This window comes from Methylotenera oryzisoli (assembly GCF_004661485.1).
GTDB classification, from domain to species: Bacteria; Pseudomonadota; Gammaproteobacteria; order Burkholderiales; family Methylophilaceae; genus Methylotenera; species Methylotenera oryzisoli.
The window spans coordinates 244,588-260,411 of the sequence record NZ_PQVH01000008.1; the positions used below are offsets into that span (position 1 = coordinate 244,588).

16 protein-coding genes are annotated in these 15,824 nt (G+C 45.8%); 7 read left to right on the forward strand and 9 right to left on the reverse strand.

The features are described 5' to 3' along the window. Positions 1-19 precede the first annotated feature (19 nt). Entirely contained in the window at positions 20-199 is a 180-nt protein-coding gene (locus C3Y98_RS05905) for a hypothetical protein (RefSeq protein ID WP_135277181.1), read from the forward strand. Between the two features lie 267 nt (positions 200-466). Here C3Y98_RS05905 and C3Y98_RS05910 read toward each other — a convergent pair whose 3' ends face one another. The 3 genes from C3Y98_RS05910 to C3Y98_RS05920 all read right to left on the reverse strand — a co-directional run bounded on the left by C3Y98_RS05910 (position 467) and on the right by C3Y98_RS05920 (position 4,830). Then, entirely contained in the window at positions 467-2,863 is a 2,397-nt protein-coding gene (locus C3Y98_RS05910; protein ID WP_135277183.1) for an EAL domain-containing protein, read from the reverse strand. A 179-nt stretch (positions 2,864-3,042) separates the two neighbouring features. Beyond that, the gene (gene hmpA, locus C3Y98_RS05915; protein WP_135277185.1) at positions 3,043-4,242 is read right to left on the reverse strand and encodes an NO-inducible flavohemoprotein; all 1,200 of its coding nucleotides are present in this window, start codon (positions 4,240-4,242) and stop codon (positions 3,043-3,045) included. 147 nt (positions 4,243-4,389) lie between these two features. Further along, positions 4,390-4,830: an Rrf2 family transcriptional regulator gene (locus C3Y98_RS05920; protein WP_135277187.1), complete on the reverse strand. Its 441-nt coding sequence runs from the start codon at positions 4,828-4,830 to the stop codon at positions 4,390-4,392. A 306-nt stretch (positions 4,831-5,136) separates the two neighbouring features. Here C3Y98_RS05920 and nirK point away from each other — a divergent pair, with 306 nt between their 5' ends. The 6 genes from nirK to C3Y98_RS05950 are packed head-to-tail and all read left to right on the forward strand — an operon-like array spanning position 5,137 to position 10,190. Beyond that, positions 5,137-6,579, forward strand: coding sequence for a copper-containing nitrite reductase (nirK, locus tag C3Y98_RS05925; RefSeq protein ID WP_135277189.1), 1,443 nt, complete (start codon positions 5,137-5,139; stop codon positions 6,577-6,579). Then, entirely contained in the window at positions 6,569-7,363 is a 795-nt protein-coding gene (locus C3Y98_RS05930; RefSeq protein ID WP_135277191.1) for a formylglycine-generating enzyme family protein, read from the forward strand. The genes nirK and C3Y98_RS05930 overlap by 11 nt, the downstream gene beginning before the upstream one ends. Then, entirely contained in the window at positions 7,360-7,971 is a 612-nt protein-coding gene (locus tag C3Y98_RS05935) for an SCO family protein (protein WP_135277193.1), read from the forward strand. The genes C3Y98_RS05930 and C3Y98_RS05935 overlap by 4 nt, the downstream gene beginning before the upstream one ends. 6 nt (positions 7,972-7,977) lie before the next feature. Continuing rightward, positions 7,978-8,337, forward strand: a complete 360-nt coding sequence (locus tag C3Y98_RS05940; protein WP_135277195.1) for a metal-sulfur cluster assembly factor — start codon at positions 7,978-7,980, stop codon at positions 8,335-8,337. A gap of 25 nt (positions 8,338-8,362) precedes the next feature. Beyond that, the gene (locus tag C3Y98_RS05945; RefSeq protein WP_135277197.1) at positions 8,363-9,451 is read left to right on the forward strand and encodes a hypothetical protein; all 1,089 of its coding nucleotides are present in this window, start codon (positions 8,363-8,365) and stop codon (positions 9,449-9,451) included. A gap of 55 nt (positions 9,452-9,506) precedes the next feature. After that, positions 9,507-10,190, forward strand: a complete 684-nt coding sequence (locus C3Y98_RS05950; RefSeq protein WP_135277199.1) for a Crp/Fnr family transcriptional regulator — start codon at positions 9,507-9,509, stop codon at positions 10,188-10,190. Here C3Y98_RS05950 and C3Y98_RS05955 read toward each other — a convergent pair. From C3Y98_RS05955 to C3Y98_RS05980, 6 genes are all read right to left on the reverse strand, one after another. Continuing rightward, a complete protein-coding gene (locus C3Y98_RS05955; RefSeq protein WP_135277201.1) occupies positions 10,187-12,016 on the reverse strand; it encodes a nitric oxide reductase activation protein NorD in 1,830 nt (609 codons plus the stop codon). The two genes, C3Y98_RS05950 and C3Y98_RS05955, sit on opposite strands and share 4 nt — an antisense overlap. Continuing rightward, positions 12,016-12,810 (reverse strand): CbbQ/NirQ/NorQ/GpvN family protein, encoded by a 795-nt coding sequence (locus C3Y98_RS05960; RefSeq protein WP_135277203.1) that lies wholly within the window; start codon positions 12,808-12,810, stop codon positions 12,016-12,018. The genes C3Y98_RS05955 and C3Y98_RS05960 overlap by 1 nt, the downstream gene beginning before the upstream one ends. A gap of 52 nt (positions 12,811-12,862) precedes the next feature. Next, on the reverse strand, positions 12,863-13,123 hold the full coding sequence (locus C3Y98_RS05965; RefSeq protein ID WP_135277205.1) for a cytochrome C oxidase subunit IV family protein: 261 nt from the start codon (positions 13,121-13,123) through the stop codon (positions 12,863-12,865). A gap of 2 nt (positions 13,124-13,125) precedes the next feature. Then, positions 13,126-13,725: a cytochrome c oxidase subunit 3 family protein gene (locus C3Y98_RS05970; RefSeq protein WP_135277207.1), complete on the reverse strand. Its 600-nt coding sequence runs from the start codon at positions 13,723-13,725 to the stop codon at positions 13,126-13,128. A gap of 113 nt (positions 13,726-13,838) precedes the next feature. Then, entirely contained in the window at positions 13,839-15,212 is a 1,374-nt protein-coding gene (locus C3Y98_RS05975; RefSeq protein ID WP_135277209.1) for a cbb3-type cytochrome c oxidase subunit I, read from the reverse strand. Between the two features lie 24 nt (positions 15,213-15,236). Continuing rightward, positions 15,237-15,662, reverse strand: a complete 426-nt coding sequence (locus C3Y98_RS05980) for a c-type cytochrome (RefSeq protein WP_135277211.1) — start codon at positions 15,660-15,662, stop codon at positions 15,237-15,239. Positions 15,663-15,824 lie beyond the last annotated feature (162 nt).

A 15,824-nucleotide genomic window follows, 5' to 3' on the forward strand; every position in this document is an offset into this window, starting at 1 on the left:
ACTCAAAATAAACAGGAGAATGAGTACTATAGAAATGGTAGATACTTTTGCCAAGGTAAGCGGGCAAACAGTACCGTATAAAGTAGTGGCAAGGCGTCTGGGGGATGTTGCCCAGTGCCATGTCTACACTCGCTTGGCACATGATTTGATTAGCTGGGATGTTAAACGCAACATTGCTCAGATGTGCGCGGGCGCATGATACTGGCAAGACAAAACAAGTGAAGTCAGATAACACCGTATTGCCACGGCATATCACTCTTTATCAGCTAAAATCAGCGCACATGCGTAATCAACCTTGGCTTTATTTAGGCTTGAGTGTGTTTACAGAAGCTCTTGTTTTTTCTGAAGCATCTAAAGAGTAAGATGTAAGCACGCCAATAAGCATACGTTCCAGGCACAAATAATGTGCATAATGCAGAACTAAACGCCCTTTCAGCATCCGCTTCCCGGATTACCCAATACTTTTCTACAGTTGACTGCTCACACCACTCAGCATCGCCATGGCGGCAATACTGATGTCAGCAACGAGTATTGATTCGAGGCCTCCTAGCTGATTTAGAATAGGTAACGATACCGTCAAACAAAAATCTTCTGTCGCTGTTGATAGGTAAATGTTAGAGATATAAGGCTTAAGCGTGTCATGCGCTTCGTTGTAATAAGCTTGCAGGCTACGATCAACCCCTGCCCCTCCCGCTTTAATTTTGCCGTACATGTTTGGATTAATCCAATTCGGATATCTTTGCATCCCGTTAGCGTTAAGCTCAAATACCACCTCAAAGAACGGATAGTCAGTGAAACAGCCATCCATGCAATGCGAATCTTCCGAGCGGCGATATTGAAGTAAGGATTGCAACGCATCTAGTGCGCGAGCCTGCCAATCGGAATGTACCTCATGTTCTGGCACTACAAGTCTAGGCGTAACATCCTCCACCACAATGATGCTACCTATGTTGGATTTACCTATCTTTTTCAGGTAAGCCGCACGCTCCGCAGCTGCGACACTATTTGATAGTGCGCCTTGGCTACCATTCACGACAGCAATTGAGATGCTTGCAACAGGATGCTCGCTACCATCCTCAGTAGTAAAAAATCCACGCTCCAAGTCTGATGTGTCATATAAATGGCTGGCGAGGTCTTGGAAATGGTAAATCACATCCAGCAGCTTGTCTTCAAGTTTTGTGTTGATATGATCTAGAATCAACACAAAGTCATCACCACCAATGTGACCGACCAACGTCCCTGTAGCGCCAAGAAACTCCTGCCTGACAATTTCTGATAATAGGCGAATCATGGCATCGCCACGTATGAACCCATACCTATCGTTGTAGGCTTTAAAGTGATCAAGATCAATATAGACTAATACGGTGTTGGGATTATTGCGTATGCTGACATCCAGCGATTGCCGCAATGTTGGCCCTGTAGTTAGCTGACTAAGTGGGTGCAGGCTGCCAGTACTCATCTTCCGACTGATCAACTGTGCCATAATTTCTAGCGGCTGTATGATGCCGATGTAGACACCATCATCGCCCACCATAATCCAGGGCTCGGCATCTCCGCGCTCGAGGTAGAGCCCTCGCGCTAATAATGATGAAGGCGTGCGATTGGTAATCATTTTTGGTAATGCATCGCAATAGGCACCCAATGAACTACTGCGCTGAGTAAATACTTTACCCCTCTTGAGCAAACCGATAGGTCGCAAATGATCTAGCACCACAGCAATTTCAGTATCCGGATTATCCCGGAAAATTTCTCGCGCCTTTTCAATGGAAGTATTGACCTCTATCGTTAAGCCACGCATCACAAACTCGCCAATCCTGAACTCATCTGGTATATGAGAACGATGTGCATCATCCTGCTTAGGCAACGCTGCCACTGACTGAGTAGGTTTACTTTCTGGTTTTGCAAAATAGTAACCCTGCGCATAGGCAAGCCCAAGGTCTAAGCAGAAGTTAATGTCTTCTACGCGCTCCAAACCCTCTGCCACAACGGTACAGCCGAGCCTCTGCGCCATTGAGATAATGGCCTCCAGCAACACTGTACGCACACGACTACCTTGTGCTTCATGAACAATCGCCCTATCAATTTTGATATAGTCTGCACGAACAGCGGCCAGTGTACGCAAACCATTAAAGCCCGACCCCATGTCATCAAGTGCTATACGAAGGCCGTGAGCACGAATCTCATCACAGCACTCGGATAAAAGCTCGGGGGATACTTTTTCACTTTCAACAATTTCAATCACCACTTCACGCTGTTCTATGCCATATTTGCTTAGCGCTTCCATCATTAATGTCAGCCAGCGCTTTTTCATAATGGTTTGTGGCAGCACATTAATGAAAATAGGTGTGCCTGGGGCAATTAAATTTGCTTTACCAACCAATGCATTTTGCTGGCAAGCAATATCCAGCTCTTCGCTACATTTAAGCTGGCTCGCCAACTTAAATGACTCCTCACCATTCAACAACTCGCCAGAGGGGTTCTTTATGCGGCATAAGGCCTCGTAGGCAAAAATTTTTCCGTTCTGGGTGAAGTCAACAATAGGCTGAAAATATATTTGCACATGTAAGCTAATATCATCTAGTAACCATGAGTGCAGGCGCCTGGTATAAAAAATGTTGAATGGGACAATGCTTGACATCGTCTCTGCAGGATCCGTCGGATTAGCGTCTTTTGCGATCATCACGTAGGAGTTTTCAAGCAACTGTTCTGGTAGCTTTTCAGCAAGCTGATTGAGGATATACGTCAATGACCTCTCATCATCAAAGTCAAAAATAAAAACAGATGTTTCTGGATTGTGTGTATGAATTAGATCAAGATTGGCAAAATCAAAAGTCTGATGTGATGTATTTAAATATAACTTCATATGCTGTTTTTTCTTTTCTATTATAAATAGCCCAAGAACATCCAAGCAATAAACATGCCGATATCAGCGGCGTACAGATCAGAGGTTTAATCCACTAAGCTAACGTTTTATTTAAATAATCCATTAAAATCGGCAAGCGTTATGTTGAAAACTCACCGAATTAATGCATCAACGCACCATTAAATGATGTGGTTAAGACTTTCTGGACCAAATACTTCTCTATGAATGTTTTTAGAACTCACCCCAAGCTCTAGCAAAGCGTCACGCTGATCATCCATAAATGACTGCGGCCCACAGATGTAATAGATGCCATCTTTAAACTCAGTAGAGATATGTCCTGATAAATCCATACGCCCTTCTAACTCATCTGCATGTTGTTTTTTTGATTCATTCAAAAAGAAAATCGCATTAAGGTTATTTAACGCATGCTTAGCTTGCTGAATCTCATCCAGATGCGCAATGCTGTTACGGTTTCTGGCCGCATGTGCAAATAAAACTTTTCTTGTTGGGTTATTGATAGAGATCTCTTTCACCATTGAAATCATCGGCGTAATACCCACACCGGCAGAAATTAACCCTATCGGCTGTTGATCTAGTACGTCAGGGGTAAAGTTTCCACATGGGTAGCTAATGTCAATCACGCTCCCCACCCGCACATGCTGATGCAACCAGTTAGATACATTACCACGCGGTTTATATTCGTCGCCTTTTTCGCGTTTCACAGTAATTCTGTAGGTATTGTCCTGATTAGCGTCAGACAGGCTGTATTGTCTTATCTGCCTTAAATTAAGAGCTTCAATATGCACGGCCACACTGATATATTGACCCGGTTTAAACTTAGGCAACACTTGCCCGCCATCCGCTTGCAGCGTAAAGGTCACCACATCCTCTGATTGATGCTGCTTATCTGCCACCTTCACTTTAAGCCACTCATCTGGCTGCTGATTATTCTGCTGGTACAACCTTGCTTCTGCATCAATCAGTGCATCGGCTAATAGGCCATACGCCTCCTCCCAAGCTGCTAGCAGCTCAGGAGTCGCTGCCTCACCTAGCACGCCTTTAATGGCTCCAATTAAATTGCTGCCTACAATAGGATAATGCTCTGCCTTAATACCAACCGACACATGCTTATGTACGATACGCTCAATCACTGGTGCCAAAGCTGCGCTGTTATCAATATTGGCCGCATAGGCAAATACAGCCGCCGCTAATGATTGCTGCTGCGAGCCATTGGCTTGATTTCCCATGTTAAAAATATTTTTAAGCTCTGGATGTGACTCGAACATGTTCTTATAAAACAATGTAGTAATGGCTATCCCATGCTGCCTAAGCACTGGCACACTGGCATCGATATAGGGTTTTGCTGATCTTGATAACATGACGTCTCCTTATTTAAGTTGCATTTAAAATGCTACATTTATAATCTAAAAAAACACTCGTAAGAGTGCTTGGTATAACTTACCTACAATTAAAACCAAGCAATCATCAACATTAACTTGGTTTTATTAATTTAATGAACTGGGTAATTAAGCAACAAAGCGCTGATGTAATTTAATCACCGCTTGCTGTGTTTTAGAGTCCACAACTCCCTGCAAAGTATATTTGTTCATTTCCTCATAAAAGCTATGTAAGCCGTGATCTAAAATCTCTTTTAAATTACACTGACCACTCAACACGCAAGGTGGCTCACTACAATTAATTAATGAGGTTTTATTCTCCAGCTCTCTTAATATATCTCCCAGCCTCAACTGAGACGGTTGTATCCCCAACCTTAAGCCACCACTACGTCCACGGGTAGTAGAAACCCACTTTAACTTATTTAACCTGGTAACCACTTTAATCAAATGATTTCTGGGTACATCAAACTGCTGTGCGATCTCATTGATTGTGACAATAGAACTACCTACCTCTTGCGTGAGATACATCAATACTCTTAAGCTAAGATCTGTGAATTTGGTAATTTGCATAGGAGAGATTCATTTTATATATGTTGCATTTAATATGCAACATATAATTAATTTAAAACGGCATTCAATAAAAATCGAGTGAGGCGCACAATAGGCGCTCGCTTAGCTAAATTGGCAATCCATTGTAGTTCAATGATGATAAACATTACTATCTGCTGTAAATAATATATTTTAACTAATTGATGCGTATCAATTTATCTTCAGCGTAAATTAACTAACATGACATAACATAACATGCAGTCTAGATTCATTCTGTTCATGTGTTTTTAAATTGAATACAGTCAATACTGGGAGAAAGAGAAAATCATGAAAAAGATACCACTTTTAGTACTAGGCGCTGTACTTTGCATGGCTAACATGGCTACAGCTGCAACTGCACCCAAGTCCAGCAGTGATAAAGTGATTGGTCAGGAAACAGCGGTACTGACAGACGCACCCGCCGTACCCCCACGCATTACCAGAAAACATGCAACGAAAGTCATCGTTAATCTTGAAGTTAAAGAGCTGGAAGGCCGTCTTGCTGATGGTGTCAGCTATACGTTCTGGACGTTTGGCGGCAAAGTGCCAGGTAAATTTATCCGCATTCGCGAGGGAGATGACGTTGAGTTTCACCTGAACAATCACCCGGATAATAAAATGCCACACAATATTGACCTGCATGCGGTAACCGGCCCTGGTGGCGGTGCAGCAGCGTCACTGACAGCCCCTGGCCACAGCTCTGTATTTTCGTTCAAAGCACTAAATCCTGGCCTTTATGTATACCACTGCGCTACCGCACCTGTAGCAATGCATGTAGCTAACGGTATGTACGGTCTGATCTTAGTGGAGCCTAAAGCTGGTATGTCTAAAGTTGACCATGAGTTTTACGTGATGCAGGGAGATTTTTACACCCAAGGCAAAAATGGTGAACAAGGCTTACAGGCCTTCAGTATGGCGAAAGCGATTGATGAGAAGCCTGAATATGTGGTGTTTAACGGTGCAGCAGGCGCTTTGACCGGCGACAACGCATTGAAGGCGAAAAAAGGCGACACTGTGCGACTGTATGTTGGTGTTGGTGGCCCTAACCTAACCTCCTCTTTTCACGTCATTGGTGAGATATTCGATAAAGTTAACCATGAAGGCAACACTGCCAGCCCCGCCAAAAACATACAGACTACGATGATTCCAGCAGGTGGGGCTGCTTATATGGAGTTCAAAGTAAACGTCCCTGGCACCTACATCATGGTAGACCACTCACTCACTAGAGCATTCAATAAAGGCGCTCTGGGCATGCTGAAAGTATCGGGTGATGAAGAAAAAACCATCTACTCAGGCAAAATGACTGATGAGGTTTACCTGCCTGAAGGCACCAGCATGAGAAATGCAGAAAGATCTCAAGCACAGACACCTAGTGCCAAAACCAAAGCTGACCGCATCAAACTGGGGGAGTCTATCTACAACAACAACTGCGCAGCTTGTCACCAAACAAGCGGTGTAGGCGTACCGCAGGCGTTCCCTCCCCTAGCAAAGTCAGATTACTTGCTTAACGGCAAAGCGCCCACCATCAAGGCAGTTACTGGCGGCTTACAAGGTAAGCTGATGGTGAACGGTAATGAATACAACGGCGTTATGCCTGCATGGACGCTTAGCGATGAAGAAGTCGCCAATGTGCTCACTTACATTTACAGCAACTGGGGCAATAACGGTGATGAAGTCACCCCGGAAGAAGTAAAACAGCACCGTGTCGCTCCTATAAAACATGTTGAGTAAAAAATTAAAACTCATCTCCCTGCTGGCAGTACCTGCCGCCCTTACTTACGGGGCGGCAGTATCCGCAGAAGAAATGGTGATGATTCCGCAGGGAAGCTTCACCCCTTTCTTTTTGAAGAAAGATTCAGGGAGTAGCAATGCGGCGAACAAAGTAAAAGTAGACGCATTCTGGATGGACGCCGCCCCTGTTACTAATCGCGAGTTTCGAGCTTTTGTGAGCCAACATCCAGACTGGCACCCAACCAATATCAAAAAGATATTTTCTGACTCACACTATCTGGATCACTGGAAAAGCACGCAAGATGCCACAGATACAACAAACCTAGACACACAAAATCCAGATGCCCCAGTAGTCAATGTTTCATGGTTTGCGGCAACGGCATATTGCGAGGCGCAAGATAAACGCCTGCCTTCGACCGACGAGTGGGAATATACCCTCAACGATAATGACAGGGATAAAGAAAACCTGCAGAAGCAGATTATTCGCTGGTACTCCGTTCCTAACAGAGCACCATTGGCAATCAAAAACCAGCCAGCCAACGGGTTTGGTGTATTTGACATGGCAGGCCTGATTTGGGAGTGGACTGCGGATTTTAATAGCTACATGGCACCACCTGACTCTAGAAACTCCGGCGACAAGACACTGTTTTGTGGCAGCGGCAGCTTGAGTGCGAGCAATCTTGATGATTATGCTGCGTTTATGAGGTACTCATACCGAGAAAGCCTGAAGGGCAACTTTACAGGTAAAAGTTTAGGATTCCGTTGTGCAAAGGATATAAAATGAAAAAAACGCTAAAGCATCAACTTCTATTGTCATTCATACTGGCTTTGAGCTCTCCGGCATTCGCTGATAATCATGAGCATCACCATCACCCGCAACAAACAGCTGCCTCAGCCCCCAGCACTGACTCAGTGTTTAATATTACCGATAATTGGACAGCAGCAAATGGGAGCGCTTTTCAACTGAGCGCACTCGGAGGCAAGCCAACCGTGATAGCCATGGTTTACACGTCATGCCAGTACGTGTGCCCGCTCACCGTGCAGAATATCAAACGCATCGAGCGCTCACTAGGCGCAGCACAGGCCGCCAACACTAACTTTGCTTTATTCTCGCTAGACCCTGAGCGCGACACCCCCGCCAAACTCACAGAGTTTGCCAAACTGCATGGCATCACCAGCCCTTCATGGACCTTGGCACAAGGTAATGCAAGCGCAATACGCAAACTGGCCGTTACGCTTGGCGTTAAATATAAAAAAGTAGAATCTGGCGACTATGAGCATGATGCTACTATTTTTATTCTGGATAAGGACGGCATGGTTAAATATCAGGTAGACGCCATGAATAAAAATATGAATGGTGCATCTGACGCACTCAAAGCATTATTAAGGTAAATAGTGATGACTCTAAACCAACTGAGCTTTAATCAGCTGAACCTTAACCAACTTAATAAAGATGAACAGCGCATCTACACTGCTCTGCAATCGGTAATAGACCCAGAAATCGGCGAGAACCTGATCGACCTTGGCCTGATTTATGGCATTAGAATCCAGAACAATATTGCCAAAGTCACCTTCAGCATGACATCTCACGCATGTCCGATGTCTGAAATTGTGATTGAAAGCATTCATGACTCCGTGAGTAAAACGTTGACTGACCATATTGAACTGGAGCTTGATTTAGTATGGGAGCCGCCTTGGGAGCCAGCAATGATGAGCGAGCAGGCAAAGCAGAGGCTAGGCTGGGGCTCAACAGCTTAACTACAACAGCTGATAATATCTATTTATGAAAACAAATCTCGCCGTACGCTATCGCGTCCCCATGCTGGTAGCTGGATTCATCAGCCTGCTATGCGGCATGTATATCGGCCTCATTCGTTTAGGCTGGAACCTTCCAATACCGGCAAACACAGCATTGACAATGCACGCCCCGCTCATGGTGTGCGGTTTTTTGGGAACCGTTATTTGTCTGGAACGCGCCGTAGCCATTGGTGAACGCTGGGCTTACCTTGCACCGTTAGCCTCAGTTGCCGGAGCAATACTACTAATAACAGATGCAGATTATTGCATCGCGCTTGCGCTGATTTTTATCGCCAGTGCATTACTATGCATTGTCTCTATCAAAATATTTTTAAAGCAGCGTGAGCTATTTACTTTTACGTTAGTGCTTGCCGCCATATGCTGGTGTACAGGATGCTTTCTTTGGCTGAACGGGCTTAGCCTTGCTCGCATTATGCCTTGGTGGATGGGGTTTTTAATAATGACCATCGTCGCTGAACGACTGGAATTATCTAGATTTCTACGCCCTACTCAAGGCAGCAAATTACTCTTTGTATTTGCACTGGTTCTATTTTTTGCAGGTGTAATCAGCGCTTCACACAGCGCATGGCCTAACTTTCAAGTATTGTCAGCAGCGCTGGTTGTCATGACGCTGTGGCTGATGCGTCATGACATTGTGCGCCACACCATCCGGCAAAAAGGGCTGACACGCTATATTGCAATCGCCCTGTGCAGCGGCTATGCATGGCTACTAATTGCCGGCATTATCGGCCTCACTTTCCCCACACTTAGCCCCGGTGCTAGTTACGATGCATTTAGTCACAGTATTTTTCTAGGTTTTGTATTTTCCATGATATTCGGTCATGCACCGATCATATTTCCAGCCATTACCAAAGTTAAAATTCCCTACCATGCTAGCTTTTATCTGCCCTTGGGGCTGCTGCATATTTCATTACTGATAAGGTTATTAGGTGATTTTCTATTAATGCCCAGCTTGCGCAAAGCTGGCGGCCTCATGCATGTTGCAACAATGATCCTGTTTATATTTATTTTAGCTAGCGCCGCACTGTGCAATAAGCCGCACAATAAAAAGTAGGCGTATCTGCAAAATAACCGCATAATCCACACCCACCAGTTAAAAAGGTTCGCAGATGAATACGCTGTTCATTTCCCAAACTTTGTCTGAGTTCTTCATGTTCAAAGAACTCACTGCTGAACAAATCACCCAAATTGCTGGGCATTCACAGCTCATAGACTTCCCTAAAGGCACCGCCGTTTTTAACCGTGGAGAAGCCGCCGTTGGCCTTTATATATTATTGGATGGCCAGTTAAAGCTTGGCGTCACCTCACCGCAGGGTAGTGAAAAAATTATCAGTATTGTTTCCCCAGGAGAAAGTTTTGGTGAGGCTATTTTATTCTTAGAGCGCAAGTTTCCAGTGTATGCGCAAGCGATACTGGATTCAAAAGTGCTGCTGATCCCTAAAAGCCTGATATTTTCTATGTTGGATAACGACACGATGTTCGCGCGCAAAATGCTGGCAGGCCTCTCTGTCAGAATGCATCAACTGGTGCAGGATATTGAAATGCTATCGTTGCAATCATGTACACAACGCTTTATTGGCTATTTGTTACAGATAAGTGCTGACGCCTCCGATGCCAGTAACATTACGCTACCAGCAAGCAAAACAACCATCGCGTCACTACTCAACCTAACCCCGGAAACCTTATCGCGCACCATCGCAAAACTACAGCAGCTAGGCTTGATTGAGGTAAACGGGAAAGACGTAATGATTATTGATGTTAAAAAACTCCGCAGCTACGACTTAGGCACTTAACGGGTCATTTGCGCATAAAGCAACGGCAGTTCTTTAGGTAGGTCTTCAGGGTTGCGGATTACCACATAGCCGCCAGCACCAAATAAATGGGGCAGATAATCACTAGCTTCGGTATCAATCGTGACACAGAATGGTCGCAGCCCTAGCCTTCTCGCTTCAATCAGCGCCATTCGCGTATCTTCAATGCCATAGCGACCTTCATACTGATCCAGATCATTAGGTTTGCCATCGGTTAATATCAATAGCAACCGCTGCCGCCTTTTCTGCTGCACCAGTAAACTGCTTGCGTGCCGGATGGCTGCCCCCATGCGGGTGTAATAGCCAGGTTTAATGGCGGTAATACGCCCCCGCACTTGGCTGCTGTATTTTTCATCAAAACCTTTAATGTAATTAAACCGCACGTGGCTACGCTTGAGAGATGAAAACCCATAGAGTGCAAAACTGTCACCGGTTGCAGTCAGCGCCTCAGAAAACAACAATAAACTATCGCGGATAACATCAATCACGCGCGCATGGTTAGATACATAGGCATCGGTGGACAATGACAAATCAGCCAACAGCAAACAAGCTAGATCACGCTCCTGATTCACCTGCGCGCGGTAAAGCCCATGCTCAGAAGTTGGCATAGCGCTGTTTCTTTCAGAAACAAGCTGCACCCAGGCATCCAGGTCAAGCTCGTCACCATCCTGCTGACCTTTAAGCCAGTGTCTGGTTGGCGTTAACGCCTGAAACTGGCGTCTTAGCTGATTGGCTGTGTTTTTTAAGGCATGCGGTAACTCGCAAGGCTTAGCATCAGTAGCGATTAGCTGCTGCAAACTGCAGTAATCCGGCTGCAATACCTGCTTTTTCCAATTCCATTCTGGTAATAAAACACCTTCACCCAACGGCGTATCATCCGCAGCACCGGCAGGCAAATCCAGATCAAACCTAACATTGGCAGCGCTGGCTTTACCATCACGGGCAATGGTGAGGCTATCCATATCTTCTGCTGCCAATTGCGCGGTTTCCGTATCGTCCTCTTCATCCTGCGGGCGATTCACCTTTACAAACTCAGCCCATGAAAATAGGCTCTCGGCGCGAAACATCATGAGAAAGCCGTTTTTATCATCCTTCACATCGTTGCGTTGTGCCAGATGTTTACGTCGGTTTTTTTTCTGTGCGGCGTTGCTTGCTTGCTCAGGAGAACCTACACCAGTCGCAGTGGGTTCACCGCTAACGGGGGGATTGGGATGCGGCCACAACGGCACAGGCTGAAACGGGCGCTTGGCTAGTGTAATCTCATCTACACTACCTGGCTGCTGCAATGCCTGACGGATAGAATACTCCTGCGCAGCTTCATCCTCTGGCAGTTTGTGCGGTGGAATACGCATTGCGAGCAAGGCATCGACCAACCGACTGTAGCGAACGTGCAAGCCGGGAAAGCGTTGCAATGTGCTTTGAGTTGCCTGCTGATTTCTAACTATCCACGGCTGATTGTTATCGGTATCTACCGCGGCCATTGCCACTAGCCAGAAGTAAAGGTCACGGTTTAGCGCATACTCGGCAAACAGGTCTATCTGCGAGGGTAGCCTCAACACCTCGCCATCACGCCAGCTTAACTCTACCTTTTCACCACTACCAGCCATGCGCTGCAACAGGCGCCTACGTGCACCGTGACGTATTGCCGGTGCCGCTGAAATACCTAATCCCGGGTCACCACCCAGCGCCCTAAAAAATATAGCAACTGACTTGGCAATATCATCCAGCTTAACGGTGGCTGCAGCATGACGTTTCTCTGCCGCCCCTGTAATCAGGCGATCCCATAGTTCTCCTACATATTCTTCCATTAACGCCCAAAGGTGGCACTTACCACCTCGCTCAAAGCGACTGCAGTTTCTGCGTCATCGGTTAACGTTTCCACCAATGCTGCCTGACAGGCACGTACTGGGTCATAACCATCTTTAATCAAGGTCGCTGCGTACACCAGCAGACGGGTACTGGCTACTTCTTCTAAATCATGATCACGCAAGGCACGAAATGCGCCAGCGATAGAAACCAACCGTTTTGCAGTCATGCTATCAATACCGGTTTCGCCCATCAGTATCGCCTCTTCCTGCGTTGCGCTAGGGAAATCAAACGTCAGCGATACAAAGCGCTGCCGCGTTGAAGGCTTCATTCCTTTTAAAAAGTTCTGATAACCAGGGTTATAAGAAACCACCAGCATAAACGCAGGTGGTGCCTGTAGCAGCTCACCAGTGCGGTCTATCGGCAGCATACGCCTGTCATCGGCCAGCGGATGCAGCACCACGGTCGTATCTTTTCGTGCCTCTACCACTTCATCCAGATAGCAGATGCCGCCCTCACGCACCGCGCGAGTAAGCGGACCATCATTCCAGATGGTTTCGCCATCGCCAATCAGGTGTCGCCCCACCAAATCTGCCGCAGTCAAATCATCATGGCAGGCCACGGTATGTAACGGCAAACCAAGACGTGCAGCCATATGTGCAACAAAGCGTGTTTTACCACAGCCGGTGGGGCCCTTAATTAACAGCGGCAGACGATTCTTCCACGCACGTTCAAACAGATCGCACTCATCACCGCTAGGCTCATAAAACGGGGTACTACTTGTTTGTGTTTCCATAAAGTCTTTCAGTATTCAGTTTGCTTTAGCGAACGCTCAAATAAGCCCCGCGTTACAATAAATAAGCAATGGCAACCATGCCACCTACCACCACAAAATAACCCATAATGATGCCGCGCCACAGCCAGCTTACATAGCGCAGCCCCATAAAATAATTAGCAATCAACTGGCCTTTGATAAAGGCGATTGCCAGTACACTCAACATCACGGCTTTGCCCTGCGCAACCTCTTCCCCGATAGCAAAGGTAAGCATGGTGAGCATAATTAGCACTAGCCAGATGCGTGTAGAAAAATGGTTGATTGGTTTATTCATGATTAGTGGATGATATAAACCAGTGGGAAAAGTATGATCCATAGCAAATCCACCATATGCCAAAATGAAGCACCGGTCTCCACACCAAAATGCTCAGCCGCTGTGTAGTCACCATTTCTTAACTTAAACACGATACATCCTAGAATAATCATGCCCATCAGCACATGCATCAGATGAAAAGACGTCAGCGTCAGGTAGTACATGTAAAAATCATTGGTTTCCAGCGTGATGCCTGCAGAGAACTTTTCGTTAAACTCCCACAGCTTGACTACTATAAACATAGCCCCCAACGCCATTGCACCAAGCAGCCAGCGCGCAGACTGTCTAGCATCGTTCACTTTAATCGCAGCAACAGAACGTACAACAAAGTAACTGCTGGTAATCAAAATAATGGTATTTAAGGTACCCAAGCCACGGTTCAATGTAAGCTGGGACGCATTAAAAACCTCCAGCTGATGGGCGCGTGCAAATGCATATACGATGAACATCACGCCAAACACCAGCATTTCTGCAAGTATAAATATCCAGATAGCAAAGTCGCCGGGCAAATCTTCAGCCGGCAAAACCCCATCTTCATTCATCAATGCTGCATTTGTATTCATGCGATGACCCTGTACGACAGATTGTTCAGTTAAACCAAAAGAAGGAGGCAAAGCCCCCTTCTTTTGCCGTGCACTGTTGTAACAATACGCTAGTAAAAAATCATTACAAAAGATTAGCTCGCTTTAGTTTCACCTTTAATAAAGAAACTGGTGATGTAAGTAATCAAGCCAATCAGGAACACCACACCTGCAACCTCTCGCATCCAGTAGAAAATTGCGACTGAATCCTGCGTTGCCATAAAGCTCATTGGTGTTGTAGAGATACGTTGCAGCCATGTTTGCAATACACCTGCGGCAGTCAGGAATAAGGTGATGAACACCATCGCCACTGTCATTAGCCAGAAAGACCACATCTCGACGACCTGCGCCTTATTACTGTTGGCAGCACGACCGCGCAGTATAGGCATTGCGTATGAAATGATGGTCAGTACAACCATTGCATAAGCTCCATAAAATGCCATATGGCCATGCGCTGCTGTGAGCTGTGTACCGTGCGTATAGTAGTTCACTGGCGCGAGTGTATGCATAAAGCCCCATACGCCTGCTCCCAAGAAAGACATCACACCGGTACCAAGTGCCCATAAAACTGCAGCCTGATTAGGATGCTCGCGACGGCGTTTATTCACCATGTTGAAAGCAAAAATAGTCAGCATGAAGAACGGTATCGGCTCCAGTGCAGAGAACACACTACCCCACACTTGCCAGTAAGCAGGTGCGCCTATCCAGTAGTAATGGTGGCCAGTGCCGATAATGCCGGTAATCAATGTCATGGTGATAATCACATACAGCCATTTTTCCACTACTTCACGGTCAACCCCAGTCACCTTAATCAGCACAAAAGCCAGAATCGCACCAAGGATAAGCTCCCATACACCCTCTACCCATAAATGCACCACCCACCACCAGTAATACTTATCTTTTACCAGATTGTGCGGGTTATAGAACGAGAACAGGAAAAACACTGCCAAACCAACCAAACCCAGCACCAACACTAGGCTGATTGCAGTTTTACGCCCTTTAAGCATGGTCATGATGACGTTAAAAATAAAGGACAACACAACTAGCACAATACCCACTTTGGTTGGCAGGGGCTGCTCCAGAAACTCGCGTCCCATAGTAGCCAATAAATCATTGCCGGTGAGTTTTGCCAATGATGCATAAGGCACTAGCAGGTAGCCCAGCACAGTTGCTGCACCTGCCGCTAAGAACACCCAAAACGTGATAATAGCCAGCTTGGGGCTGAACAACTCAGTCTCGGACTCTTCTGGTATCAGGTAGTAAGTTGCTCCCATAAAGCCAAACAACAGCCATACGATGAGCAAGTTGGTATGCACCATCCGTGCAACGTTGAAGGGGATTGCAGGAAACAGGAAGTCTCCCACTACGTACTGCATGCCCATAATCAGGCCAAATATAATCTGGCCTAGGAACAGAGCAATTGCGGCGATAAAATAAGGCTTCGCCACAGCCTGAGATTGATATTGCATAATGACTCCTGGTAATTGTGACGGTTAACCTTCGATATTTGGAGGCCAGTTATTGGTATTGATTTCTGAGGTATATTTCAGAAAATCCACCAAGTCATCCAGCTCTTTATCCGTGAAATTAAACTGCGGCATTTGTCTTCTACCAGGAATGCCGGTTGGCTGACCTTTTATCCATGCCTTAATAAAATCAGGCCCGCGCCGTTTGTACACATTACCCAGCTCCGGTGCGAAATAAGCACCCTCACCTAACAAAGTATGGCAACCGATACAGTTATTGGTCTCCCACAATTTTTTACCATGAATCACTGACGCTGTTAGATTCTGGCTGTTATCACGTTTTGGCAGCTTCTGATTAGTATCAAACGTAAGCGCAAGAAATAGCAGGAAAAAAAACAGCGATCCCCCCATAAAAATATTACGCGCCATGGATTTAGTAAATCTTGTAGCCATTGCGTCCTCCCCATTAATGTAAATGACGTTAAGAATGTACAGTATTGAAACTCATATATCCTTGACTTTGGTCAAGTTCAAATTACCCCTAGGATAAACGTGCCTATGCAATATACACCAAAGATACTTATATAAGATATAACATGCAGGTATTGACAAACA